This window comes from Pseudoalteromonas byunsanensis (assembly GCF_001854475.1).
GTDB lineage: Bacteria > Pseudomonadota > Gammaproteobacteria > Enterobacterales > Alteromonadaceae > Pseudoalteromonas > Pseudoalteromonas byunsanensis.
This window is the reverse complement of record NZ_MNAN01000032.1, coordinates 22,486-46,429: the sequence shown is the minus strand read 5'-3', so window position 1 is coordinate 46,429 and position 23,944 is coordinate 22,486. Positions and strand designations below refer to the sequence as shown.

Genomic DNA, 23,944 nt, shown 5'->3' with positions numbered 1-23,944 from the left:
CTATAGCAGCAAAAATGCCCTCGAAAGTTACATTCTTTAGAAGATATGGTAGATATTGAAGCCAGAGCTAACTGTTATCTTCTGGCAAATATTTATAAATGCGCATTATGGTCAGCAATATCGCCACAAAGGTAATGCCCATCAGTCCAAATACTTTAAAGTTTACCCAGGTATCAAGCGAGAAGTTGTACGCAACATATAAATTAAGAGCGGACACAAATGCGAGTAATACCATCCACATCACATTTAGTTGCTCATAAATAGATTGTGGGATCACTATGGGTGTGTCTGTATTGTCACCTTGTTCTTTTTCGCTAACCGACTTAAGTAAGCCTATCAGTGATTTTTCGACTAGGTTCTTTTTAAAAACATAACGAGAAACCAATAGTAACAAGGCCAATATTGCATAGATGACCGTAGCCTTCCACATTATGAATTGTTCATCTTGGAATAGAATAGTCATGCCGCCTAGCACCAATGCTATGGCAAAAAATATCCAGTGTCGGGTCGCAATATGACCACTTTGAAAATAATGATATGCTAATTGAATAACGGAGGCGACGATTAGCACCCCTGTGGCCCAGTAGATATCGACAAATTTGTAAACAGCAAAAAATATAATGAGAGGGAGATATTCAAGCAATGTAGCCATTTAAGGTTACCTTTTTAATTACAGTGTCTTGGTTTTACCAAGTTCCGAAGGGAAGTTCAAGATTGACATTTGTAAGCTAACTCCTTAGCCTCTGCGCTTTTTACAAGAATGCAGCGGTATTGTTGCATAATTAGACTTTTTCAGAAAGTGAGTGGTAATGAATAAATCTGAATTGATCACAGCGATGTCTGCAAATAGCGAGTTGAGCAAAAAGGATAGCCAAGCCGCATTAAACAGCCTTTTAACCATTATTCAAAAGCGTTTGTCAGAAGGTGATCAAATGCCAATTTCTGGACTTGGTACTTTTGCATTGAGCTATCACCCAGCAAAGGTGGGGCGTAACCCACAAACAGGTGAGGCGATCACAATAGAAGGCGCGAATAAAGTGCAGTTTAAAGCAGCTAAGGCGCTTAAAGACGCCTTAGCCTAAGCAACTATTAGCGCAATGTTGCATCTTTCATTTGTGAGACAAAGGATTGTATTTCTTCGAGCAGTTTGTTGGGCTCATTGATATTTTTCTCAATGATCTTAACCACAGCGGATCCCGAAATAGCGCCGGCAGCACCAGAGTCGAGCGCCGCTTTAACATGTTCTGGTGTCGAAATACCAAAACCCAGTAGGGTAGGCGCTGCATGATATTCAATAAGTTTTGTGATCATCGAATCCGCAGGCATTTGAGCACTGGTTTCTGTGCCTGTTACACCCGAACGAGAAAGCAGGTAAGTATAGCCTCGGCCATAACTTGCGCATTCTCTAAGTGTATCGTCATCGGCATTTGGGGTCGCAATGAAAATAGGCTCAATTCCCACGTTTTGTGCAGCTCTTCGAAATGGTTTTGACTCAATTAGTGGAACATCAGCGACTAAAATTGAATCGACACCAGCTTCTTTAGCGTGGCGATAAAATGTTTCAATACCTTTAGCAAAAATGAGATTTGAGTACAGTAACAGCCCGATGGGAATATCGCTGTTGTATTGACGTACTTGCTTGATTATCTCAAAGCAATCCTCGGTATTGGTATTATCTTCTAGAGCACGAATATTGGCCGATTGGATCACTGGACCATCAGCAATAGGATCTGAGAAAGGGATCCCCAGCTCTAGTGCATCAGCGCCACCATCAATCAGGCGTTTAATAATTTCAACACTGAGTGCTTTGTTTGGGTCGCCAATGGTGACGAATGGAACGAAGGCCCCTTGATTGTTTTGGGCTAGGGTACTAAACATTTGTGCATAGCGACTCATTACAGTTCTCCTCGCTCACTTAAAACTTGATGTACATGGGCTAAATCTTTGTCGCCACGACCGCTTAAATTAACCACGATGATTGTTTCATCCGTTTGCTGTTCTGCATATTTCAAGGCGTATGCTAAGGCGTGACTTGATTCGAGAGCAGGAATAATTCCTTCATTTTTTGCTAATGACTGGAATGCATCTAGCGCCTCGGTATCTGTGATGGCTACATACTCTGCACGGCCGCTCTCATGTAGATAAGCGTGTTGAGGGCCAACTGCGGGATAGTCTAACCCTGCAGATACAGAGTGTGATTCTTCAATTTGACCGTCGCTATTTTGCATAATGTAGGTATAAGCGCCATGTAAGATCCCCTTCGTACCTTTACATAAAGCCGCGCCATGCTCTGGCGTATCAAGCCCTTTACCCGCAGGTTCGATACCGATTAACTTAACCCCGGTTTCTTCGATAAAGTCACTAAACATACCAATCGCGTTTGAGCCCCCACCCACACAAGCCATTACCACATCCGGTAAGCGGCCTTCTGCTTCAAGTATTTGCTGCTTAGCTTCTTCACCAATCATTTTTTGGAACTCACGAACAACCGTTGGGAATGGATGCGGCCCTGCGGCGGTACCTAACAAATAGTGTGCCGTTTTATAGTTAGCAGACCAATCACGCATCGCTTCGTTAACCGCGTCTTTGAGTGTGCCGGAACCCGCTGTAACAGGGATCACTTCGGCACCCATCAAACGCATTCTAAATACGTTAGGTTGTTGACGTTCCACATCTTTTGCGCCCATGTAAACACGGCACTTTAGTCCTAATAGTGCACAAGCAAGCGCTGTTGCCACGCCGTGTTGTCCGGCTCCAGTTTCTGCTATGACCTCATTTTTACCCATGCGTTTAGTAAGTAATGCCTGACCTAACACCTGATTGGTTTTATGAGCTCCGCCATGTAGTAGGTCTTCACGTTTTAGGTAAAGTTTCACCTTTGGATTACTAATCAAGTTGCGGGTCAATGTTAATGGTGTAGGGCGACCAGCGTATTCATTAAGTAACTGCTGAAATTCTCTCAAAAACTCAGGGTCCTGCTGGGCTTTGTTAAATTCTTGCTCAAGTTGTTTGAGCGCGGGGACGAGTAACTCTGGGACAAACATGCCTCCAAAGTCGCCAAAGTAAGCTGCGTTGTTCATTTCCACCTCAATAATTCCTAATGTTTGAAAAAGCGTTTTGTAATTTTTGCTGACATTTTTTACCAGGGCTTAGTTCCACCCCTGAATTCAAATCGACTCCTTGTGCCCCCAACTTGCTTGCTGCAAGCACATTGTCGGGGTCGATACCACCGGCAAGCATAAAGTTATTGGCCACTTGCGAACTTAACAATTGCCAGTTAAATCGCATGCCTGTACCGCCAAAACCATCTTTGGTTTTTGTATCATATAGATGCTTATCTACACCTTGGATTGGGCTTGGTAGCACATCTTGGACACCTTGAGCTTTCCATATTTGGCAGGTTATCGGCAATTGGCTGCGCAATGTGGCAATGTAGGTTTCGTCCTCTTGACCATGCAATTGTACTGCACTGAGTTTAAGAACTTGTACGTATTCCACCACTTGCTCTATGTCGGCATTGACGAATACGCCCACGTAGTGAAGTGGTGCGCTATCAATGACCGCTTTGGCGCAATCCAAGTCTACATATCTTGGAGATTTTGGATAAAAGATAAGTCCACCATAGAGCGCACCAGCTTGATAGGCTGCTTGTGCATCTTGACTGCGAGTCAGACCGCACACCTTGTTCTCTCCTAGGATCAATTTGCGACATGCGGCATCTAAGTTGTGTTCTGCCATCAATGAACTGCCAACCAAAAAACCATCACACAGTGGCGCTAGGCGTTTAACGTCTTGATGAGTATAAATACCTGATTCAGAGATAACGACTTTATTCTGTGGGATAAGCTTACGTAGCTGCTCTGTGGTTGCTAAATCGGTGCTCAAGTCTCGAAGGTTTCGGTTATTGATGCCGATGATTTTCGCATCTAGTGCAAGCGCGCGTTCTACTTCTTGTTCATTGCTCACTTCTGTTAACACGGCCATGTTTAGCGATTCGGCGATGGTTGCTAAAGCGGTATACTGCGTGTCATCCAATACAGATAACATTAGCAAGATAGCATCACCACCATGCAGACGGGCGAGATAAACCTGATATTCATCAATAAAAAAGTCTTTGCAAATGAGTGGTTGCTCGACCCTTTGGCGTACGTAGCTTAGATAATCAAAACTACCTTGAAAATATTTTTCATCAGTCAGTACGCTAATACAGCTAGCATAACGCTTATATACTGACGTAATTTCATCAAGGTCAAAATGCGCTCTAATAAGCCCTTTTGACGGTGAAGCCTTTTTACACTCTAAAATAAACTGTGTCCCCGATTTGGCCAGCGCTGCATAAAAGTCGCGTTGTGTCGGCTCCACGGCGTGAATGAAACTCTCTAATGGCAGTGTTGCTTTTCTTTGTTCTAACTCTACACGCTTATCGGCAACAATTTTTTCCAATACGTTAGCCATGATTACTTACCTCAACAATGTGTGTGAGCTTGTCGTATGCGTTACCAGATGCAAGTACTTCAAGTACATGTGCAGTGGCTTCTTTAAGGCTCGCTGCTTTTTGTTCCATTACCAAAAGAGCTGCCACGTTAGCTGCAATCGCCGCGTTATGGGCATCTTTGCCTTTGCCTTTTAAAATATTCAAACTGGCTTTGGCGTTATACTCTGGCGTATCACCGGCTATATCTGCAAGCGAATAGTTTTCAAGGCCAAAGTCTTGTGCACTGAGGGTGTAGTGTGTCAACTCGCCCTGATTAAGTTCGGTGACTTGGGTTTCACCATGCAATGCGATTTCGTCTGTCCCCGCGCCATGTACCACCATCGCGCGCTCTGTACCCAGTGTTTTTAGGGTTTCAGCCATCGGCTCACAAAGCGCTGGGTCGTAAACCCCAAGGAGCTGAACTTGCGGTGCCGCAGGGTTGGCAAGTGGTCCAAGGATGTTGAAAATAGTGCGAGTTTTAAGGGCTGTTCGCACTGGCATCGCATGCTTAGTGCCTTGATGGTAGTTTGGAGCGAACAAAAAAGTGAAGCCAGTTTTGGCTAGACATTCACTGGCAGCATCGCTGCTCATATCTAGATTTATGCCCAATGTTTTCAATAAGTCAGCAGAGCCAGACTTACTGGAAACACTACGGTTACCATGTTTTACCACATTGAGTCCACACGCGGCGGCAACAATTGCTGCTGTGGTACTGACGTTGATGGTATTAGCTCCGTCACCTCCCGTACCACAGCTATCTACACAACGTAATCCATTGTTATTGAATGGCTTAGCATTGCTTCGCATGGCATTTGCGGCACCAGCGATTTCTTGTGCGCTCTCACCTTTGATTTTTAATGCGATCAGTACAGCCGTTAGCTCAATCTCACTGAGTTGACCATGCATGATACTATCAAACAGCGCACTACTTTGTACGAAGTCCAGTGATTGTTGTGAAATTAACTTGTTGATGCTATCCATAGTAAATCCTACTGTGTTAAGTATGCGATGCTTTGCTGTAACAAGCGGGCACCATCCGGGGTTAAGATTGATTCGGGGTGAAATTGGTAGCCCAAAATTTTATCTTCACGGTGATAAATCGCCATCGGAATATCTTGATACTTTGCAATAACCTCCAAACAGTCTGGAACGTAGGTTGCCATTAGAGAGTGGTAACGTGCTACCGGAAATTGCGTGCCGAGTCCCTCGAATACAGGGTGGGGTGAAGCATCAATAATGGAGGCTTTACCATGCACCGTTTCGCCAGCATGGCCCACTTCGCCACCGTAGCTTTGGGTTAAAGCCTGTTGACCTAAACAAATACCCAGCATAGGGAACTTACCTTTACACAGTGCAATGAGTTCCAGTAAACAGCCGGCTTGGGCTGGGTTTCCGGGCCCAGGAGAAAGCACCAAAATAACGGGCTGTTGTTCTTGCGTCATTTTCTCAAAAATACGCTGTGCACTGAGATGGTTACGGTATACCACCAAATCCATACCAAGCAGTGTGAGTTCATCAACTAAGTTGTAACTGAACGAATCAAAGTTATCTAGAAAGTAGACTTTCGCATTAGTGTGCATTGGTCGCCCCCTGATAAGTTGATTGCACCGCTTTGATCACGGCCTGAGCTTTGGCGCGAGTTTCATTGGCTTCAGCTTGCGGTACAGAGTCATACACAACCCCTGCACCCGCCTGAACATAAGCGATACCATCTTTGACGAAGGCTGAGCGGATCACGATACATGAATCCATTGCGCCATCACCAGTTAGGTAGCCAACTGCGCCGCCATAACTACCACGGCGCTTTTGCTCAACGTCTCGGATAAGTTGTGCAGCTTTCACTTTTGGGGCGCCAACTAAGGTGCCCATGTTCATGCATGCTTGATAGGCGTGTAATGCATCTAAGTCCGGCTTAAGCTGGCCTACCACACGAGATACGAGGTGCATCACCTGTGAGTAGCGGTCAACCTTTAGCAACTCTTTCGCATGACGTGTGCCAGCTACGCTTATCCGTGCAATATCATTACGAGCCAAATCAACTAGCATCAGGTGCTCAGCACGTTCTTTCTTATCGTTTCTAAGCTCCAGCTCAATGCGGCTGTCGAGATCTGGGTTGATGTGACCATCAGCAAACCTTCCTCGGGCACGCGTACCAGCAATTGGGTACACTTCCACCTGATTACTATCGACACAATACTTCAGAGCCGACTCTGGTGATGCGCCAAACAGCACGAAATCTTGGTCATTCATATAAAACATGTAAGGACTTGGATTTTGCTGCTTGAGTTGTTGATAAGCTGCCAGTGGTTGCGCACAGGGCAATGAAAAGGTGCGAGAAGGAACAACTTGAAAGATATCGCCATCAACAATGTTATGTTTGAGTCGAGACACTTGTTCACAAAATGTCTGGTCATCAATATTGACACGAACATCCGCTAGGCCTTCATTTGGTGCTGCAAAGTAAGGTGTCAGTGTATCGCAGCGAGCGTTAAGTTGCTCAAGTTGCTTACCGACTTCGAAGCAGTTCGCGTGTACATCTGGGCCGTTAAACACATTACCAATTAGTTCGGTGGTTTGTGCTTGATGATCGATAAGTACCAATGTTTCTGCTAGATAGAATACATAATCAGGACAGGCATTTTCCCCATTTGGTACATCTTGAAGCTGTTCAAAATTAGCAACCATGTCGTAAGCAAACACACCACCCAGAAAGACCGAGAGCGGTGTTTCAGAGTTACGCTTGATACTGTTAATGCAGGTACGCAAGGCACTGAACGCGTTATCTGCTTTTAACTTACTAAACTCGTCCAGTTCTTCATCTAGACTTTGATAGGTTAATGTCAGCGTATCGTCATGCAAAGTAGTAGTACAGTTAGCTACTTTCGCTTGCAAAAAGCACAGGAGTTGCTGACCGTTGTTAGATAGTGCTTTAACAACAACTTGTTTTCCCATACATTCGATACGCAGCGCCGCATCCGCAAGAATAATGCTTTTTACATTATCTTTTGAATCTATTTCTGCTGATTCTAGCAACAGTGAATTTTTCTTTCCCAGCGCAGCGTACAAAGATAAGGGGCTACTAATATAGTCCCTCCTTTGCCGTATACTGGTCACTTCACCTGGTGTGGTCGTTATGTGACTAAATATCAAACCTCATTCCCCTTTAAATAAAAAACCCCACTAGCTGTTTAGGCTTAGCGGGGTCGTTAAAATAGTTGCAACAATGCCGTCCCGCTAAGCCAGGCACCACCACCAAGAAGTTGTTTTTGCATTGTTGAACATAGATTTCTCCGAAAATTAGATATAAAAAAACCCGCTTACATTAAGCGGGTTGATATTTTCGTTAAGACACAACGAATCACCCGCTTTTACGAGTGCCACCACCAAATGTTTTTGTTTGTAGTTGTAATCATGGTTTTAGATTTCATTGTTTATTTGTCTTTAGTGGGTACAGTAAACCGTACTGCTTCACATTCTGTCAACCCCTATACTGGCAAAAACAATAAATTTCACAGAAACGACACAAACAACAGTGGTATACTGTGGCCTCGAAAGTAACTAATTTGATAAAGAGTTAAATTGATAAAATACGATTTACATAGCCATACCACTTTTTCTGATGGTCGTTTAAGCGTGGCTGAATTGCTTGAGCGCGCAACAGAAAAAGGCGTGGAAGTACTGGCTATTACTGACCATGACACCACCGCAGCAATCACACCCGCACAGCAATATATAGTGCAAAATTCGCTTCCGTTAGAACTGATATCTGGCGTTGAAATCTCCACTAAATGGGAGAGCTTCGAGATCCATATTGTCGGGCTTGCGGTTGATATTCACCACCGTGAGCTGGTTAAGCTACTTGAAATACAAAAAGCCAAACGTCAGTCCAGAGCAGAGGAAATTGGTAAACGGCTAGAAAAAAGAGGTTATGAGGGCATTTTCGAACGCGCCAAAGAGCTGGCCGGTGAGGCCGAAATTACGCGAGCGCATTTTGCTGCTGCATTGGTAGAGCGCGGTGTTGCAAAAAATATTCAAGGCGTGTTTAAAAAGTTTTTAGCGCGTAACAAAACAGGTTATGTGCCCAGTGAATGGTGTGACATGGCAACGGCTATTTCTGCAATTAAAGCTGCGGGAGGTGTGAGTGTGCTGGCACATCCTGCACGTTATCAAATGTCAAATAAGTGGTTACGTAAGTTGTTGAGTGAATTTAGTCTCAGTGGCGGTCAGGCGATGGAAGTAGCGCAACCTCAGCAGGCTCCATCAGAGCGACAATTTTTAGGGCAGCTTAGCCGTGAATTTAACTTACTAGCTAGCCAAGGTTCGGATTTCCATTATCCAATGCCTTGGTTAGATTTAGGAAAAAACCTATACTTACCAAAAGATTGCCAAGGGGTTTGGCAATTTTGGCAAGCAAACGAGGAGTGTTAGCATGAGCCAATTTTTTCATATTCATCCCGAGAATCCACAAGCAAGGCTCATTAAACAGGCTGCTGAAATCATAATGCAAGGTGGGGTAGTGGTCTACCCTACGGATTCTGGTTACGCGATAGGGTGTAATATTGGTAACAAACAAGCGAAAGAGCGAATTGAGCGTATTCGAGGTATCGAAAAACACCATAATTTCACCTTAATGTGTCGTGATTTATCCGAGCTGGCGACCTATGCCAGAGTTGATAATCAAATGTTTCGACTAATGAAAAACAATACACCTGGGCCGTACACGTTTATTTTTAAAGGCACAAAAGAAGTGCCTAAACGACTACTAAACGACAAGAAAAAGACCATAGGTATTCGTGTAACAGATCATCCCATCACCACAGCTCTGTTGGCTGAGTTGGGAGAGCCGTTGATGTCATGTTCATTGATTTTGCCTGATGAGCAGTTTACAGAGTCGGATCCAGACGAAATAAGAATGAGACTGGAAAAGCAAGTTGATTTGATTATTCACGGCGGATTTTTAATTGAACAAGCAACCACTGTTATTGATTTATCTGAAGACGAGATAGAAATTCTAAGAGTGGGGTGTGGTGATACTTCGCCATTTGAGTAATTGTAGTGAATGACGTTCTTCAACAGCAAAAGCTACCGCTGGCGTTTTTAAATGGCGAGGCGGTAGTCGACAAGCCCGAAGATCTTTATATTCCGCCAGATGCGCTGGAGGTAATTTTAGAAACCTTTGAAGGGCCGCTAGACTTGTTGCTGTATCTCATCAAACGCCACAAATTAGATATTCTTCAACTGCCGATTCTTAGTATCACAGAGCAGTATGTTGCGTATGTTGAGTTAATGAAAGATCTTCAACTTGAGTTAGCGGGCGAGTATCTGGTGATGGCTGCATTGTTAGCGCAAATAAAGTCCCGCATGTTGTTGCCAGTGCATGAAGAGTTAGAAGAAGAAGAAGACCCAAGAGCTGAATTGGTCAGGCGTTTACAAGAATACGAGCAGTTTAAACAAGCAGCAGAAAACCTCGATGTGATCCCTCGTGTAGGGCGCGACATTTTTACCGCACATGCCTTGGTAGACGAGTCCGCAGAGCCTGATACACTGTTTCCCGATATTGCGCTAAAAGAGTTACTTCTGGCTCTGGGTGATGTAATGGCCAGAGCCAAAACCTTCGAGCATCATCATATCAGTGCTGAAGCATTATCGACCCGAGAACGAATGAGTCATATTTTACAGTACTTGTCTGAGCATAATGGCCCATGTGTGTTTCATGCCTTTTTTACGGTTGAAGAGGGGCGCAGTGGTGTAGTTGTTACCTTTATTGCAATGCTTGAACTGATCAAAGAGCAACTGATAACTTTTTTACAAGTCGCTCCTGATAGCCAAATTTATTTGAGTTTGCAGCTACAAGAGTAGCGCAACCTCTGTCATAATAGACGTTTATGTGTTGATAAGGCTGCAAGTGTATGACAACGCGTCGAATTAGCGATGAGCAACTAATTGAGCTGATAGAAGCTGCTATTTTTGTTGCAGACAAGCCGTTGTCAAAAAAGCGTCTTAAAGAAACCGTATTGCAAGATATATTAGTGTCTAATGCTAGAATAGATAAGGCATTAGGCAGTATTTCTGAACACTATCAAACCCGTGGTATTCGCCTTGTTGAAGTCGCAACCGGATTTAGGTTTCAAGCATGTGCAAGCTTGAGTCCGTGGTTAAGCAATTTATGGCAGGAAAAAGCCCCGAGATATTCCAGAGCTACCCTGGAAACACTCGCATTGATAGCATATCGACAGCCTATTACCCGTGGTGAGATAGAACAAGTGCGAGGCGTGACTGTAAGTTCAAATATTATCAAGAGTTTACAAGAGCGTGAGTGGATAAAGGTGGTTGGTTACAAAGAAGTGCCGGGTAAACCCGCACTGTATGCCACCACAAAGCAATTTTTAGATTATTTTTCTTTGTCTGGTCTTAATATGCTGCCCAAATTACCAGAGCAGCACAGTGTTAAAATTGACCAGATGCTGAACGATCCTTCTGTGAGAGAACCATCTTAATGAGTGAAAAGTTACAAAAAGTATTGGCCCGTGCTGGCGTGGGTTCACGCCGTGAAATGGAAAAGTACATTGAATCCAACCGTGTGAGTGTTGACGGTAAGGTTGCAAAGTTAGGCGATCGTGTTGAAGAAAACGCGGTGATCCGCGTTGATGGACACATAGTAAAAATTGAGCAAAAAGAAGATAGAATTTGCCGTGTGATCATGTATCACAAGCCTGAGGGGGAGTTGTGTACACGCAAGGATCCAGAAGGGCGTCGCACCGTATTTGACCGTTTACCACGCTTAGACGGTGACCGCTGGATTGCCATTGGTCGTTTAGATATCAACACATCCGGGCTTTTATTGTTCACTAACGATGGTGAGCTGGCTAATCGTCTGATGCATCCGAAATATGAAGTGGAGCGGGAATATTCGGCAAGGGTGTTTGGTGAAGTAACCAATGAGACTTTAAGCAATTTAACCAAAGGTGTTGAATTGGAAGATGGTCCTGCCAAGTTCCTAAAAATTAAGCCCATGGGTGGAGAGGGGATCAATAAATGGTTTAACGTGACCTTGACCGAGGGCCGTAACCGTGAAGTACGTCGCTTGTGGCAATCTCAAGACGTTGAAGTTTCGCGCCTTATTCGTATTCGTTACGGTAAGTTGGAGCTCAACAAACGGTTGCCGCAGGGGGGCTGGGAAGAGCTTAAACTTGAAGATGTAAACTATTTACGTAAGTCGGTGAAGCTTCGCAATGAAACTGAGACTAAACTCTCTGTAATGCCTGAAAAGCGCAAAGATAAACGCGCCAAGATCAACCAGATCCGCAAGGCTGTTAAAAAGCATAATCAGCGTGTGCAAAAGCCAAAAAAACGCTAACTAATTTTAATTAGTTAGCAGTATCCAATGAATCAACCTCACTATAGTCGTGAGGTTTTTTATTTTGGCGTTAATGTTCGCCAAGAATCAACATGTGGGCTAAAGAACCCACATTGTTTATAGGATTGCTCAATAAAGCCCGAGTTGCGTAATTGCTTAATACCTTCTTGAAGCGCCTTAAATGTTTCTTCTCCGAGAGGGTGAAGACGTGACACAACAAAATGTCTGCTGTCTTGCAGTGGTACTTTGATACCATCAATCGCAATAATTCGATAATCTGTGCCGCTATACTCAAAGGGCATTTTATTGTTGAAAGATACCAGCATAGTATCAATCCAGCCTCGGCTCACCATTTTGGCCATTACAATCCAATCGGACTCATCATGTAACTGTTTTGGACTTAGCGCGGATAAGGTATCCCAATCGGTATACCATGATCGACTTGAGATCACTGAGACTTGAGACAGATCTTCGGTAATTTTATTTTTTATGCTGGTAACATTTTTAGGAGAGACATACAGACCTGCAAAATATTCGCCCTTGCGAATAATTGCATCGGAAATATATAACCGCTCAATGTGTTGCTGTGCTTCTTGATACCATAAGGTATCAAAACTGACTAGTAACAGTCCGTCAACTAATAGTTTAATATTTCTGGCGTCATAGTTCCCCAGCTCAAACTGAAATGTAAGTTCTAGCCCACCCAACTTTAATGCTTTTTGTAGGAGTACAAACTCAACGATGTCTCTTTGGCACAGAGGGTGACTGAAATCATTCACACTCTCAATGGACTTATCAGCCAAAATAATTTGCGCGTAATTATAAATATCTTCTTCGATGGTGATTGGGATAGTTACTGCTCGCACTACATTGATTTGTAATATAAAAAGTAAGGCGCATAAGCCACGCATGTCACCTCCAAAATCGACAGAACTCACCTTTAGTGTAGCCCAACAGGGGATGATGAGAGTTTTTAATGTGACTTTTTGATTTTTGTCTAATATGGTAGAGAGAGCACGATGGTCATGAAGTGATTATGTACCTCGGTTATTGACTTCAAGGAGCAAGGACTTATGAAATTTGAACAATTACTCAATCACTTTGACAGTGGCATTTGCGTCGAACAATTGCAAAAGGAATCATTACTGGACCTAGCGTTATTGTTTGTGGCTGTCGATGGAAGCGTATCTGATTCTGAACTAGAAGTGGTAAAAAAGTGGGCGGCAACGTTAAATTGGAACTCAGCTTTGAGTCTTGACAACTACATTTCGGATATGGTCGCAAAGTGTGTACACGCAGTCAAAGTTGACGATGTAGAAGCATTTATACAGCACAGTATGAAGTTTATCATTGACCAACCTATGCGCGAATTGGCGCTGAAAATCGTGCAAAAAGTGTGTGCTGCCGATGGTAAAATAGACCGTCGTGAGCAAACAGCGATGGAATTTTTAGAAGCACAAGTATAAACAAGAAATACTCGTTTCGTGGCTTCAACCTAATCTTGATAAAAAATTGCGAGCCAGACAGTGGCCTCAGTGTTTGCTGTATGGCTTACGCGGTGCTTAGTGTGAGCTGGAATGTTTAAAAAATCGCCGCATTTTAGTATATGTTCCTGGCCGTCGAAAAACTCAACAGTGCCACAACCTGACAAAACTATTACCCATTCATGCTCGTCTTGGTTATACCAGAATGAATCGGGTGATGTTTGCCCGTAAGAGACAATTCTTTCAATGCGTAGGTGCTTGGCTGACAATAAGTCTTCAAAGTGTTCCTTGTCAGTGTCTGTTGGCAAGTTAGCGAGTAAATTTTGCAACATCATGTCACCCTAAAGCTATATTACAGTTCGATACCATACCTTTATGTAAAGCGCTTTTAAAGTGGGGATTAGCAGCACTTTAAAATATATGGACGTCTATACATCTAGAGGTTGATATTTTTCTATTTCCATTCATAATGTCAGCTACATCTACACTTGGGAGTTAAGTATGCCAATTACAGTAAAAGACGAATTGCCAGCTATTGTACGTTTGCGTCAAGAGAATGTGTTCGTGATGCCAAAAAGTCGTGCACAAACCCAAGAGATCCGTCCGATGCGTTTGGCTATATTAAATTTAATGCCAAACAAGGTGGAAACAGAGGTGCAATTCATTCGATTACTGGCTAACTCTCCATTGCAGGTAAATGTTGACCTTCTACGTTTAGATACGCATCGAACATCTGATAGTTCAGAACAACATTTAGATATGTTCTATAGATATTTTTCAGATGTTAAAGAACAAAACTATGATGCTTTGATCATTACAGGCGCGCCATTGGCTCATTTAGAATATGACGACGTGATTTATTGGCAAGAGCTGCAGCAGTTTTTTGATTGGGCAGAACACCATGTGACATCTACCTTGTTTTCGTGTTGGGCCGCACACGCTGGACTATTCCATCACCACGGGCTAAAGCGTGAGATCAGAGCTGAAAAGCTCAGTGGTGTGTTTAAACATAAATGTTATTTTGAACACGGAGCACTGACCCGTGGATTTGACGACGAATTTTTGGTGCCTCATTCGCGTTTTGGGCATATCAGTCCAGAACAAATTGCTGACAAAAGCGATCTGGTTGTGCTAGCCGGTTCGCCTACCGTGGGTGCTTACCTGATAAAAAATGTCTCTGGTAGTCAGGTTTATATTACAGGTCACCCAGAATATGATGCGGATACTTTGCTTAAGGAATACCTGCGAGATCTGGAAAAAAATGCCGATGCGCCAAAACCAGAAAACTATTTTCCTAATGATGATGCGTCACAAAAACCGTCGAAAACATGGCAAAGTCACGCCTTTTTGTTATTCTCCAACTGGTTAAATTATTACGTTTACCAAACAACACCTTATGATATTAACCTCGTTAGCCAAGATGTAAGGACTAACAATTATGCCGAATAAACGCGCTGCCTTAACAGAGGCATTAAAACAACGTATTTTGATTTTGGATGGTGCGATGGGCACCATGATCCAAGAATTCAAGTTAGAAGAGCAGGACTACCGAGGTGAGCGATTCAAAGATTGGCATGTGCTTGTCAAAGGTAATAACGATTTGCTCAGTATTACTAAACCTGAAATCATTGAGCAAATACACCGTCAGTTTTTAGAAGCAGGCGCAGATATTATTGAAACCAACACTTTTAACGCGACCACGATTTCTATGGAAGATTATGATATGGCCAGCGTTAGCAAAGAAATCAATTTAGAGTCGGCGAAGCTGGCGCGTCGGCTATGCGATGAGGTTTCGGCGCAAACTCCTGATAAACCTCGTTATGTGGCGGGCGTGCTTGGGCCTACATCAAAAACTTGCTCTATCTCCCCAGACGTGAATGACCCAGGTTATCGTAATATAACTTTTGATCAGTTGGTTGCAGCTTATATTGAGTCAACGCTTGCGCTGATCGAAGGTGGGGTCGACTTAATTCTAATCGAGACCATCTTTGATACACTTAACGCAAAAGCCGCGTCATTTGCGGTTGAAGAGGCATTTGAGCGTTGCGGAGTCACTTTACCGGTAATGATTTCTGGCACCATTACCGATGCTTCTGGACGCACTTTATCGGGGCAAACAACAGAGGCGTTCTACAATTCGATTCGTCATATTAAGCCTCTGTCAATTGGCCTAAACTGTGCGTTAGGACCGGATTTACTGCGCCAGTACGTTGTTGAATTATCGCGGGTATGCGAAACGTTTACTTCGGTACACCCTAATGCAGGTTTACCGAACGAATTTGGTGAATATGATTTAGAAGCCCCTGAAATGGCAAAAGAAATTATTGACTGGGGTAAAGAAGGGTTAATTAACATTGTTGGCGGCTGCTGTGGCACGACGCCGGAGCACATTAAAGCATTTGCCGATGGTCTCGCACAGGTTGCCCCAAGACCTCTACCTGAGCTTGAAGTGCGCATGCGCTTAGCCGGTTTAGAAGCATGTAATTTGAATTAGGAAGTACTTATGACGCAACAATCTACAGCCACTTTTACTAACGTTGGTGAACGTACCAATGTGACCGGCTCTGCGCGTTTTAAGCGCCTGATATTAGAGGAAGAATACGAAAAAGCCTTGGATGTTGCCCGTGAGCAAGTAGAAAACGGGGCGCAAGTGATTGATATCAACATGGACGAAGCTATGTTGGATTCAAAAGCAGCCATGGTGAAGTTTCTAAATCTGATTGCTTCAGAACCGGATATTTCACGCGTGCCCATTATGGTGGATTCATCGAAATGGGAAGTGATTGAAGCGGGTCTAAAATGTATTCAAGGTAAGGCGATTGTAAACTCCATCTCTTTAAAAGAGGGTGAAGAGCCTTTTATCCGTCAAGCTAAAATTATCAAGCGCTTTGGTGCTGCGGCAGTAGTGATGGCGTTTGATGAGGTAGGGCAAGCAGAAACCGCAAAGCGGAAGTTTGAAATTTGCGAACGGTCTTATCGTATATTGGTTGATCAGATTGGCTTTCCGCCAGAAGACATTATTTTTGATCCCAATATTTTTGCTGTGGCAACGGGGATTGAAGAGCATGATAACTACGCGATAGAGTTTATAGAGGGTACAAGACGCATTAAAGCCGAGTTGCCCCATTGCAAGGTCTCTGGTGGTGTATCAAATGTATCGTTTTCATTTCGTGGTAACAATCCTGTACGTGAAGCTATTCACTCTGTGTTCCTTTATCATGCCATTCAAGCGGGTATGGATATGGGTATCGTTAACGCCGGTCAGCTTGCGGTGTATGACGACATACCTAAAGAGCTCAGAGATGCGGTAGAAGATGTTATTTTAAATAAAGACCCTCTGGCGGGTGAACGTTTAGTTGAACTTGCGCCAAAATATTCAGGTATGGCACAGGCTGCGAAAGTTGAAGATTTGGAATGGCGTTCTTGGCCCGTTGCCAAGCGTTTGGAACATGCCCTAGTTAAGGGGATCACCGAGTTCATCGATGAAGATACCGAAGAATGCCGAGCTGGTATGGCCAAACCCATAGAAGTTATCGAAGGGCCGTTGATGGACGGCATGAATGTGGTTGGTGACTTGTTTGGCGCAGGTAAAATGTTCTTGCCTCAAGTTGTTAAATCAGCTCGTGTTATGAAACGTGCTGTCGCATATCTTGACCCTTTCATTGAAGAAGAAAAACAAGAAGGTGATACTAACGGCAAAATCATCATGGCAACGGTAAAAGGTGATGTACATGATATTGGCAAAAATATTGTCGGCGTTGTACTGCAATGTAATAACTATGAAGTAATCGACCTTGGGGTTATGGTGCCAGCGGAGAAGATCTTGCAAACAGCCATTGATGAAAAAGCCGATGTGATAGGTTTATCTGGTTTGATCACGCCCTCATTAGATGAAATGGTTCATGTGGCCAAGGAGATGACACGACGTGGTTTTGAGCTACCGTTACTTATCGGAGGAGCAACGACATCCAAAGCGCACACAGCGGTAAAAATCGAGCCTCAGTATGACAAAGGGGTGGTGTACGTCAATAACGCTAGCCGAGCCGTGGGTGTAGTTTCGAATTTGTTGAGCAAGTCACAAAAGACGAGCTTTTTAGCTAAAACGAAAGAAGAGTATGTCAAAGTTAGGGAACAACAGGCCCGTAAAAAGCCTCGTTCGAAACCTGTGACTATACAGAGAGCCCGTGACAACGCCATTAAGATTGATTGGGATAACTACACTCCTCCAGTGCCTAAAAAATTAGGGGTTACGGAGTTTACCGATGTGAGCATCAAAACGCTTAGGAAATATATCGACTGGACACCATTTTTTATGACTTGGTCGCTCGCTGGAAAATACCCCAGAATTTTGCATGACGAAATTGTTGGTGAGCAGGCGCAAAGCTTATTCAAAGATGCAAATGAAATGTTGGATGAATTTGAGCGCTCAGGCGCGCTGCAACCGCTGGGTGTGATAGGCCTGTTTCCTGCTAACAGAGTGGGTGACGACATTGAGATTTACACCGATGAAACACGCACGCAAGTGTTAGCTTTGTCTTGTCATTTGCGTCAACAAACAGAAAAAACTGACTTTCCAAACTATTGCTTAGCGGATTATATCGCGCCTAAAGGGACTGCAGATTACTTTGGGGCGTTTGCTGTAACAGGTGGTTTAGAAGAAGATGAGCTAGCTGAAGCGTTCGATGCTAAGCATGACGATTACAACAAAATTATGGTCAAAGCTGTTGCCGATAGGCTGGCAGAGGCTTTTGCTGAATATCTTCATGAGCAAGTGCGTAAGCACTATTGGGGCTACGCCCCTGGTGAGAGTTTGAGTAATGAAGAGTTGATCCGTGAGAACTATCAGGGCATTCGTCCTGCGCCTGGCTATCCGGCTTGTCCGGAACATACAGAGAAAAAGAAAATCTGGCAGCTACTTAATACACAGCAACGTATTGGTATGAAACTAACAAGTTCCTATGCTATGTGGCCGGGTGCTGCGGTTTCTGGTTGGTATTTTTCTCATCCTGACTCAAAGTATTATGCGGTTGCAAGTATTCAAAAAGACCAAGTTGAGGACTATGCAAGACGCACAGGAATGACATTGGTCGAGGCTGAGCGTTGGCTATCACCAAATCTTGGCTACGAAGCTTAAATACTCAGTTAGTTGGAATAGAGCACACAAAAGCGCCGGATATAACCGGCGCTTTTTCATTTGCTAGTTAATAACTTTCACAGTCAGCCAAGGCGAGTAACGATGGCGGGGGAGACCAAACTCGCTTGGTAGACAGGTTGCAACGTGGCCAGTTGTCCAATCCCCCACATAGCTAGCGCGCCAGCTATCAAATATTCACTTGGAATTGGCGGCAACTCAAACAAAACCATCAAATAGGTATTGCAAATAAGCGATAGCAGCACTCCTATAATTATACCTATACTCGTTATAATAAAGCTCTCAAGCATAAAGTAGCGCAGAATGTGCAACCTACTGGCACCAAGCGCTCGACGAGTACCGATTTGCTTCTTGCGGGTAATAATGGTGTAGCGCACTTGGCCGAAAATACCTAAAGCAGTGATAGTGCTTAAGATAGACACGAGTACTATCAACGTGACCACCACAGCAAAATCGCCTTGATGACTTTTGGCACGGGTTTGTTCAAATGTTGCCATATTATCCAACCACCGACCTGGTGTTTGCAGTAACAGCTCTGTTACTTGTTCCATTGCTTGTTCACGCATACCAGGTTGCGCTCTGACCATGTAAATTGGTTCGGAGTCGACATAATTACCGCTACTTAATACCGTGTGCCAGTTGTTTTTCCACCAATTCCAGGCGCTCGGCAGTTTATCAACAATACCCACTACGCTGCAGGCATCCATTCCAGAATATATTGTGCTACCTAATGCCTGTCGCCAATCATCAGGATATAGCTTCTGTGCAAGAGCTTTGGAAATAATGAGTTTTGGCATACTACGATCATTTGAGTTTGCATTATCATAGTAAAAAATATCGCTAGGCTTAAACCATTCCCCTGCAACAAGTTTAAGTCCCATGGCCTCTAAAGAGTTGTAATCCCCTTCATAATATCCGGCTCTTAGCAGCACATCCTCAGGAGAAGGAGGCAAGCCTATTTGAGTTGTTGACCCCCAAGATGTATACGGGACGTCAGAAATTTTGGAAGCGATTTTAACAGCATCTAATTGATTAATTCTCTCAATATCCTGTTTTATCAAGTTAGTTATTTCGCTTCTTTCGCCTTGGATATTTGTTGTGAATGAAAAGGTGTGTTTTTCTTCTAAGCCGGTGCTGGTATTTATATTGTCCCATTTTTGCAGCAACATAAAAATGGTGTTCACCAGAATCGTCAGGGTGATTGAGATCTGCAAAATCAGTAATAACGTGGCGGTTTTTCGCTGATAAAGAGACTTCAAAATAGGCATAATGTCATTCATGATCACTCCTACAAACTCTTTAGTTGGCTGGAAGGTTGTATTTGTACTGCCTTATAAATAGGCCAAAGTCCAAATAAGCAACTGGATAAAACAGCCAAAATGATAGTGACGATGACAAGTGAGCCATTCATTTGCATTACGCTGGCGTTGATAAAGTGAAATACATTTTGCGCTGCCTTCAAACCTAGCTGTGCCAATAGTAATCCCAGCAGGCCGCCAAGTAGACCTATTAGCACCGTTTCATAGGCAAATTGTATAGCGATGTCTAGCTTGCTGGCACCGACCGCCCTGCGTAAGCCAATTTCGCCTTTTTTATTGTAAAATTTATTTATCATCAAGCTCATACAATTGAGTAAACAGACAATGAGAAAGGCTGATGCCAACCAAACTGCGACTTTACTGTTATCGGGCACGACTTCTTCACTTACCAGATATTCTTCAACGGTTCGGGTATAACTGGGCAAGTCTCTTGGAAATCTACCAAGTTGTTTTTGTTGAGCGTCATAGTCGTGTAAAAAGCTTGTGTAAGGTTGTCTGTCTTTGGCACTGTTCAGCTCTACCCATAAAAACATCCAAATACATTCTGACTCCAAAATAGTTTTGAAATTCGGGTTTTCTGGGGTAACTCCGCAATACATTGAAAAACTGCTACTTAAATACAATTCATGGTTGATCTTTGTTTTTATTGGGATGTATATATCCAGCGGCTTTTCAAACGCAGAGGAAGAATAGAAAAAGTACTTGGGTGTAGGATTCCAGTCATCTAAAACGCCCGAGATTGTTAGCGAATGCTGATCCATAAGAATTTGCTTGCCGACGGAATTCTCACCATTAAATAGTTTATCATTGAGCTCTTTGCTGATCACAACATTAAACTCACCATTTTCATCAACGCTGTCTAGCCAAGGAGCACCAAACAAGAACGGCACATTAAACATATCAAAAAACTTGTTGGTCGTTGCATACATGTACTGCATTTTTCCTTCAGCCTTTGATTGTGATGGTGTGCGGATCAGCGCTTTATGATCTGCAATAAGGGTTTGCGATTTTACTAAGTCGCTGCGCTTATTGGCCTGCGTCAAATTTACTGCATCGCGATAGGTTATACGGTGAGGGGCTTCTTCCTTACCTTGATATTCACTATAAGGCTGCTCAGAAAACCAACTACTTAAATAAACAAGTTGAAGTGTATCGGCTTTTTCTGGGATCGGATGTTTTGACATCATATAGCTCACGGTGAATGTGATCATTGTGATAGCTATCCCTATCGCAATAATAAGCACCATGAGAGCACTGAGCATAGGCGTCTTGCGTATGCTAATCCATGCTAGTTTGAGATAATAATTAACCATGATGCTCCTTAACACTCAGAAAAACATGACATGAGCATTGGTACGTTGTACTGCGTGTGTAGGTTGAAGGCTTGATATTCATCACTTTTTCCTTAAAAGTAGTCAAAGTTCCTTTTTTTTGGATACTGGTACCTATCCGATGTCTTATTTTTACAAAAAAATAACCAAAAGTTAATCTAAATGTGGAATTTATTTATTTATACAGAAAATTTTATGAAAAAATAATATTTTTCTTAAAAGATAGCAAGTTAGGTGGTTGATTGTTGTTCAGTTTGAAAGAGTCATGGTTATACCTACTTGACTGTACATGTTAACATTAATAAAAAGATGATGTTGAGTGTTGTTGTGTTACCTATTGAAGCCGTTTATGAGAAGTTAGTTGCTCAGTTGCAGCAACATAATACAGTGCTACTTCAGGCTCCACCAGGGGCTGGTAAATCGACTTGGTTACCACTTAATTTAGTGAAAAATAACTATTTTAAGCGTATCGTTATGCTAGAACCCAGACGCCTTGCTGCGCGTAATATCGCTCAGTTTCTGGCACTCCAGCAAAATGAAGTTTTAGGCCAAAGTATTGGCCTCAAAATTCGTAATGAAGTTGCTGTATCAGAACATACAAGGCTAGAAATCGTCACCGAGGGTGTTTTAACAAAAATGTTACAATCCGATCCTGAGCTTGCAGGGGTCGATTTGCTTATTTTTGATGAGTTTCACGAACGTTCTTTGGCTGCCGACACCGCGCTGGCATTTGCTTTGGAAACCCAAGCTGCATTTCGAGATGACCTTAAAATTCTAGTGATGTCTGCAACATTAGACAGCGAACGCTATCAAGCCTTTTTAGACTGTCCAGTCGTGGCATCGGATGGCCGCAGCCACCCAGTCAGTGAGGTTTATCATCCTTTGCGTGATGAGTCAAAATGGCTCGAAGCCATGCCCTCTTTGATATTAAATGCCCTCCAACAACAATCCGGAAGTGCCTTGGTGTTCTTACCGGGAAAAAGAGACATTAACTTTATATACCAAAGCCTTGAAGGAAATGTGACGTCCGATATTCAAGTCGTCACACTATTTGGTGAACAAGATAAGGCCACACAGCAAGCGGCAATTGCGCCACCAAAAGCAGGTCTGCGCAAAGTTGTGCTCACTACCAATGTGGCCGAGACCTCGTTGACTATCGAAGGCATTCGTATCGTGGTCGATAGTGGTAAGCGTCGAGCGGCGCAATTTAATTTAAAAACGGGTGTAACCGAATTGGTGACTGTTTCAATCTCACGTTCATCAGCTGTGCAAAGGGCGGGGCGTGCAGGCAGGATAGAACCCGGAGTTGTATACCGGCTAGGCTCACATGAGCAGTTTGAGCGCAGAGACAGACACGATGTGCCAGAAATCTTAAGCTCAGATATTGCGGGTCTTGTTCTCGAAGCGAAAATTTGGGGCTCAGAGGTTGAGCAATTGCCTTTATTGGATGTGCCATCGTCTGGTGCATTACAGCAAGCACATCAGTTACTTAACATGCTTGAAGCGGTTGATAAGCAAGGTAAGGTGACGGAACTAGGTCGTAAAATGCACCAATTTGGTACTGAGCCGCGTCTTGCTCATATGCTTTTAAAAGCAATGGAATTAGAGCAAAGTAAGCCTGGGATCAGTCATTTAGCCTGCTATTTAGTTGCCTTGTTGGAATGTCGGGTATCTGCTTCTCCCGAGCTGCGTGTTGCGCTGCAAAGCCAATTTGAAAAGCCGCACAAATCGTTCTCACAGGCATTAAAACCTTGGTTAAAGCGTTTAAAAATCAATGAGCGCTCAACGCTTAACTGCGAATACCTGAGCTTGCTTGTAGCGCTGGCGTTTCCGGACAGATTAGCTAAAAGTCGAGGGCAAGGTTTCGTGTTGGCTAATGGTGCAGGCGTGAATGCGCATGAGACCCATTGGTTGGATTGTGACTATATCGCCATTGCGTCACTTGGTGGACACAAAGGACAACGCATCTTTAGCGCCACAGAGCTTAACCTGTTATTACTACAAGAGTCACTACCACACCTGTTTGTAGAAAAAGACATATGTGAGTTTGACGAAAAGTCAGAGCGCTTTTTACACGAACAGCGAGTGCAGCTAGGGACGTTAGTAATTGAGTCTAAGCCAAGCACTAAAGCGCTGGACGTTGAGGCCAGAACGCAAGCTTGGTTGAATCTAGTCGCTAAGCATGGTTTGGCGTTGTTTAATGAATATCAGCAGGTACAACCGCTACTTAACCGCATGACGTTGGCACAGCGTTTTTATCCTCAGGAATTTGAAAAGTTAGACGAACCTACATTGTTAGAAGGTATCGATAATTGGTTGGCACCGTATTTAGTAAGCGTGAAAAAGCTGGCCGAGTTGAAAAAGCTTGATTTGATGTCAGCCGTTAAAGGCCTACTGGATTGGAACCAGCAGCAACGGCTTGATGAGATTTTACCCAAGCGTATTCAAGTACCAAGTGGCTCGAGTATTAAAATTGAATACCCATTGCATGGGCCTGCTAAGCTATCGGTAAGGATGCAAGAGGTATATGGCCTGTTGGCCACTCCAGTTTTGTGTAATGGTAAGCTACCATTGTTGATGGAGTTGTTATCTCCAGCCCACAGACCACTACAGCTCACTCAGGATTTGGCTCACTTTTGGCAAACTAGCTATAAAGAGGTGCAAAAAGAGATGAAAGGACGTTATCCGAAGCATTTCTGGCCCGATGATCCGGCTACAGCGCAAGCGACCAATAAGGTAAAAAGCCGTATGTAGCTGTATTGAATAAATACGTGTGCTTCGTAGTTTAAACTTTGCACTGTTTTTATCTCATGATAGTTTAATAATA

General features: G+C 43.5%; 22 protein-coding genes. 11 read left to right on the top strand and 11 right to left on the bottom strand.

All coding sequences use genetic code 11. From position 1 onward, the window contains the following. Positions 1-67: 67 nt before the first annotated feature. Entirely contained in the window at positions 68-652 is a 585-nt protein-coding gene (locus BIW53_RS12200; protein WP_070992305.1) for an inner membrane-spanning protein YciB, read from the bottom strand. A gap of 157 nt (positions 653-809) precedes the next feature. Here BIW53_RS12200 and BIW53_RS12195 point away from each other — a divergent pair, with 157 nt between their 5' ends. Further along, the gene (locus BIW53_RS12195) at positions 810-1,082 is read left to right on the top strand and encodes an HU family DNA-binding protein (protein ID WP_070992304.1); all 273 of its coding nucleotides are present in this window, start codon (positions 810-812) and stop codon (positions 1,080-1,082) included. Between the two features lie 7 nt (positions 1,083-1,089). Here BIW53_RS12195 and trpA read toward each other — a convergent pair whose 3' ends face one another. From trpA to BIW53_RS12165, 6 genes are read right to left on the bottom strand one after another with little or no spacing between them, the layout of a single operon-like run. After that, complete coding sequence (gene trpA / locus BIW53_RS12190) at positions 1,090-1,896, bottom strand: tryptophan synthase subunit alpha (protein ID WP_070992303.1); 807 nt, start codon at positions 1,894-1,896, stop codon at positions 1,090-1,092. After that, on the bottom strand, positions 1,896-3,080 hold the full coding sequence (gene trpB / locus BIW53_RS12185; RefSeq protein WP_070992609.1) for a tryptophan synthase subunit beta: 1,185 nt from the start codon (positions 3,078-3,080) through the stop codon (positions 1,896-1,898). The genes trpA and trpB overlap by 1 nt, the downstream gene beginning before the upstream one ends. A 7-nt stretch (positions 3,081-3,087) precedes the next feature. Continuing rightward, positions 3,088-4,455, bottom strand: a complete 1,368-nt coding sequence (trpCF, locus tag BIW53_RS12180; RefSeq protein ID WP_070992302.1) for a bifunctional indole-3-glycerol-phosphate synthase TrpC/phosphoribosylanthranilate isomerase TrpF — start codon at positions 4,453-4,455, stop codon at positions 3,088-3,090. Then, positions 4,448-5,455 carry an anthranilate phosphoribosyltransferase gene (trpD, locus tag BIW53_RS12175; RefSeq protein WP_070992301.1) on the bottom strand — a complete coding sequence of 336 codons (1,008 nt, stop codon included), beginning with the start codon at positions 5,453-5,455 and terminating at the stop codon, positions 4,448-4,450. The genes trpCF and trpD overlap by 8 nt, the downstream gene beginning before the upstream one ends. An 8-nt stretch (positions 5,456-5,463) precedes the next feature. Next, positions 5,464-6,054: an aminodeoxychorismate/anthranilate synthase component II gene (locus BIW53_RS12170; RefSeq protein ID WP_070992300.1), complete on the bottom strand. Its 591-nt coding sequence runs from the start codon at positions 6,052-6,054 to the stop codon at positions 5,464-5,466. After that, positions 6,044-7,624: an anthranilate synthase component 1 gene (locus BIW53_RS12165; protein WP_070992299.1), complete on the bottom strand. Its 1,581-nt coding sequence runs from the start codon at positions 7,622-7,624 to the stop codon at positions 6,044-6,046. The genes BIW53_RS12170 and BIW53_RS12165 overlap by 11 nt, the downstream gene beginning before the upstream one ends. Positions 7,625-8,053: 429 nt before the next feature. On the opposite strand from BIW53_RS12165, the gene rnm reads away from it, so the two are divergent. Genes rnm through rluB form a run of 5 tightly spaced genes read left to right on the top strand, consistent with a single transcriptional unit; the run spans position 8,054 to position 11,831 of the window. Continuing rightward, on the top strand, positions 8,054-8,902 hold the full coding sequence (gene rnm / locus BIW53_RS12160) for an RNase RNM (RefSeq protein ID WP_070992298.1): 849 nt from the start codon (positions 8,054-8,056) through the stop codon (positions 8,900-8,902). 1 nt (position 8,903) lies between these two features. Continuing rightward, entirely contained in the window at positions 8,904-9,524 is a 621-nt protein-coding gene (locus BIW53_RS12155; RefSeq protein WP_070992297.1) for an L-threonylcarbamoyladenylate synthase, read from the top strand. Beyond that, positions 9,524-10,333, top strand: a complete 810-nt coding sequence (locus BIW53_RS12150) for a segregation and condensation protein A (protein ID WP_415839083.1) — start codon at positions 9,524-9,526, stop codon at positions 10,331-10,333. The genes BIW53_RS12155 and BIW53_RS12150 overlap by 1 nt, the downstream gene beginning before the upstream one ends. Before the next feature lie 50 nt (positions 10,334-10,383). Next, positions 10,384-10,971, top strand: coding sequence for an SMC-Scp complex subunit ScpB (scpB, locus tag BIW53_RS12145; RefSeq protein ID WP_070992295.1), 588 nt, complete (start codon positions 10,384-10,386; stop codon positions 10,969-10,971). Beyond that, positions 10,971-11,831 carry a 23S rRNA pseudouridine(2605) synthase RluB gene (gene rluB / locus BIW53_RS12140; protein WP_070992294.1) on the top strand — a complete coding sequence of 287 codons (861 nt, stop codon included), beginning with the start codon at positions 10,971-10,973 and terminating at the stop codon, positions 11,829-11,831. The genes scpB and rluB overlap by 1 nt, the downstream gene beginning before the upstream one ends. 59 nt (positions 11,832-11,890) lie before the next feature. Here rluB and BIW53_RS12135 read toward each other — a convergent pair whose 3' ends face one another. Further along, on the bottom strand, positions 11,891-12,742 hold the full coding sequence (locus BIW53_RS12135; protein ID WP_070992293.1) for a hypothetical protein: 852 nt from the start codon (positions 12,740-12,742) through the stop codon (positions 11,891-11,893). A 162-nt stretch (positions 12,743-12,904) separates the two neighbouring features. On the opposite strand from BIW53_RS12135, the gene BIW53_RS12130 reads away from it, so the two are divergent. Beyond that, positions 12,905-13,297: a tellurite resistance TerB family protein gene (locus BIW53_RS12130; protein WP_070992292.1), complete on the top strand. Its 393-nt coding sequence runs from the start codon at positions 12,905-12,907 to the stop codon at positions 13,295-13,297. A 29-nt stretch (positions 13,298-13,326) separates the two neighbouring features. Here the strand turns inward: BIW53_RS12130 and BIW53_RS12125 are convergent, their stop codons facing one another. Next, the gene (locus BIW53_RS12125) at positions 13,327-13,650 is read right to left on the bottom strand and encodes a cupin domain-containing protein (RefSeq protein WP_415839079.1); all 324 of its coding nucleotides are present in this window, start codon (positions 13,648-13,650) and stop codon (positions 13,327-13,329) included. Positions 13,651-13,816: 166 nt separating this feature from the next. On the opposite strand from BIW53_RS12125, the gene BIW53_RS12120 reads away from it, so the two are divergent. From BIW53_RS12120 to metH, 3 genes are read left to right on the top strand one after another with little or no spacing between them, the layout of a single operon-like run. Next, a complete protein-coding gene (locus tag BIW53_RS12120; protein ID WP_070992290.1) occupies positions 13,817-14,764 on the top strand; it encodes a homoserine O-succinyltransferase in 948 nt (315 codons plus the stop codon). Next, positions 14,754-15,809 (top strand): homocysteine S-methyltransferase family protein, encoded by a 1,056-nt coding sequence (locus tag BIW53_RS12115; RefSeq protein ID WP_070992289.1) that lies wholly within the window; start codon positions 14,754-14,756, stop codon positions 15,807-15,809. Before BIW53_RS12120 ends, BIW53_RS12115 begins: the two co-directional genes overlap by 11 nt. Before the next feature lie 9 nt (positions 15,810-15,818). After that, the gene (gene metH, locus BIW53_RS12110) at positions 15,819-18,449 is read left to right on the top strand and encodes a methionine synthase (protein ID WP_070992288.1); all 2,631 of its coding nucleotides are present in this window, start codon (positions 15,819-15,821) and stop codon (positions 18,447-18,449) included. 83 nt (positions 18,450-18,532) lie between these two features. Here metH and BIW53_RS12105 read toward each other — a convergent pair whose 3' ends face one another. After that, on the bottom strand, positions 18,533-19,747 hold the full coding sequence (locus BIW53_RS12105; protein WP_070992287.1) for an ABC transporter permease: 1,215 nt from the start codon (positions 19,745-19,747) through the stop codon (positions 18,533-18,535). An 8-nt stretch (positions 19,748-19,755) separates the two neighbouring features. Next, the gene (locus BIW53_RS12100; protein ID WP_070992286.1) at positions 19,756-21,099 is read right to left on the bottom strand and encodes an ABC transporter permease; all 1,344 of its coding nucleotides are present in this window, start codon (positions 21,097-21,099) and stop codon (positions 19,756-19,758) included. A gap of 345 nt (positions 21,100-21,444) precedes the next feature. Here BIW53_RS12100 and hrpB point away from each other — a divergent pair, with 345 nt between their 5' ends. Beyond that, positions 21,445-23,871, top strand: a complete 2,427-nt coding sequence (gene hrpB, locus BIW53_RS12095; RefSeq protein WP_070992608.1) for an ATP-dependent helicase HrpB — start codon at positions 21,445-21,447, stop codon at positions 23,869-23,871. The last annotated feature ends 73 nt before the right edge of the window (positions 23,872-23,944 follow it).

What these genes read in the sequence shown, in the direction of transcription:
- BIW53_RS12135 (WP_070992293.1), bottom strand. Translation starts at nt 12,742, where the DNA reads ATGCGTGGCTTATGCGCCTTACTTTTTATATTACAAATCAATGTAGTG.
- trpB (WP_070992609.1), bottom strand. Translation starts at nt 3,080, where the DNA reads ATGAACAACGCAGCTTACTTTGGCGACTTTGGAGGCATGTTTGTCCCA.
- BIW53_RS12120 (WP_070992290.1), top strand. Translation starts at nt 13,817, where the DNA reads ATGCCAATTACAGTAAAAGACGAATTGCCAGCTATTGTACGTTTGCGT.
- BIW53_RS12200 (WP_070992305.1), bottom strand. Translation starts at nt 652, where the DNA reads ATGGCTACATTGCTTGAATATCTCCCTCTCATTATATTTTTTGCTGTT.
- trpD (WP_070992301.1), bottom strand. Translation starts at nt 5,455, where the DNA reads ATGGATAGCATCAACAAGTTAATTTCACAACAATCACTGGACTTCGTA.
- BIW53_RS12115 (WP_070992289.1), top strand. Translation starts at nt 14,754, where the DNA reads ATGCCGAATAAACGCGCTGCCTTAACAGAGGCATTAAAACAACGTATT.
- trpCF (WP_070992302.1), bottom strand. Translation starts at nt 4,455, where the DNA reads ATGGCTAACGTATTGGAAAAAATTGTTGCCGATAAGCGTGTAGAGTTA.
- BIW53_RS12170 (WP_070992300.1), bottom strand. Translation starts at nt 6,054, where the DNA reads ATGCACACTAATGCGAAAGTCTACTTTCTAGATAACTTTGATTCGTTC.
- trpA (WP_070992303.1), bottom strand. Translation starts at nt 1,896, where the DNA reads ATGAGTCGCTATGCACAAATGTTTAGTACCCTAGCCCAAAACAATCAA.
- BIW53_RS12155 (WP_070992297.1), top strand. Translation starts at nt 8,904, where the DNA reads ATGAGCCAATTTTTTCATATTCATCCCGAGAATCCACAAGCAAGGCTC.
- metH (WP_070992288.1), top strand. Translation starts at nt 15,819, where the DNA reads ATGACGCAACAATCTACAGCCACTTTTACTAACGTTGGTGAACGTACC.
- BIW53_RS12105 (WP_070992287.1), bottom strand. Translation starts at nt 19,747, where the DNA reads ATGAATGACATTATGCCTATTTTGAAGTCTCTTTATCAGCGAAAAACC.
- BIW53_RS12100 (WP_070992286.1), bottom strand. Translation starts at nt 21,099, where the DNA reads ATGGTTAATTATTATCTCAAACTAGCATGGATTAGCATACGCAAGACG.
- BIW53_RS12125 (WP_415839079.1), bottom strand. Translation starts at nt 13,650, where the DNA reads ATGATGTTGCAAAATTTACTCGCTAACTTGCCAACAGACACTGACAAG.
- BIW53_RS12195 (WP_070992304.1), top strand. Translation starts at nt 810, where the DNA reads ATGAATAAATCTGAATTGATCACAGCGATGTCTGCAAATAGCGAGTTG.
- rluB (WP_070992294.1), top strand. Translation starts at nt 10,971, where the DNA reads ATGAGTGAAAAGTTACAAAAAGTATTGGCCCGTGCTGGCGTGGGTTCA.
- BIW53_RS12130 (WP_070992292.1), top strand. Translation starts at nt 12,905, where the DNA reads ATGAAATTTGAACAATTACTCAATCACTTTGACAGTGGCATTTGCGTC.
- scpB (WP_070992295.1), top strand. Translation starts at nt 10,384, where the DNA reads ATGACAACGCGTCGAATTAGCGATGAGCAACTAATTGAGCTGATAGAA.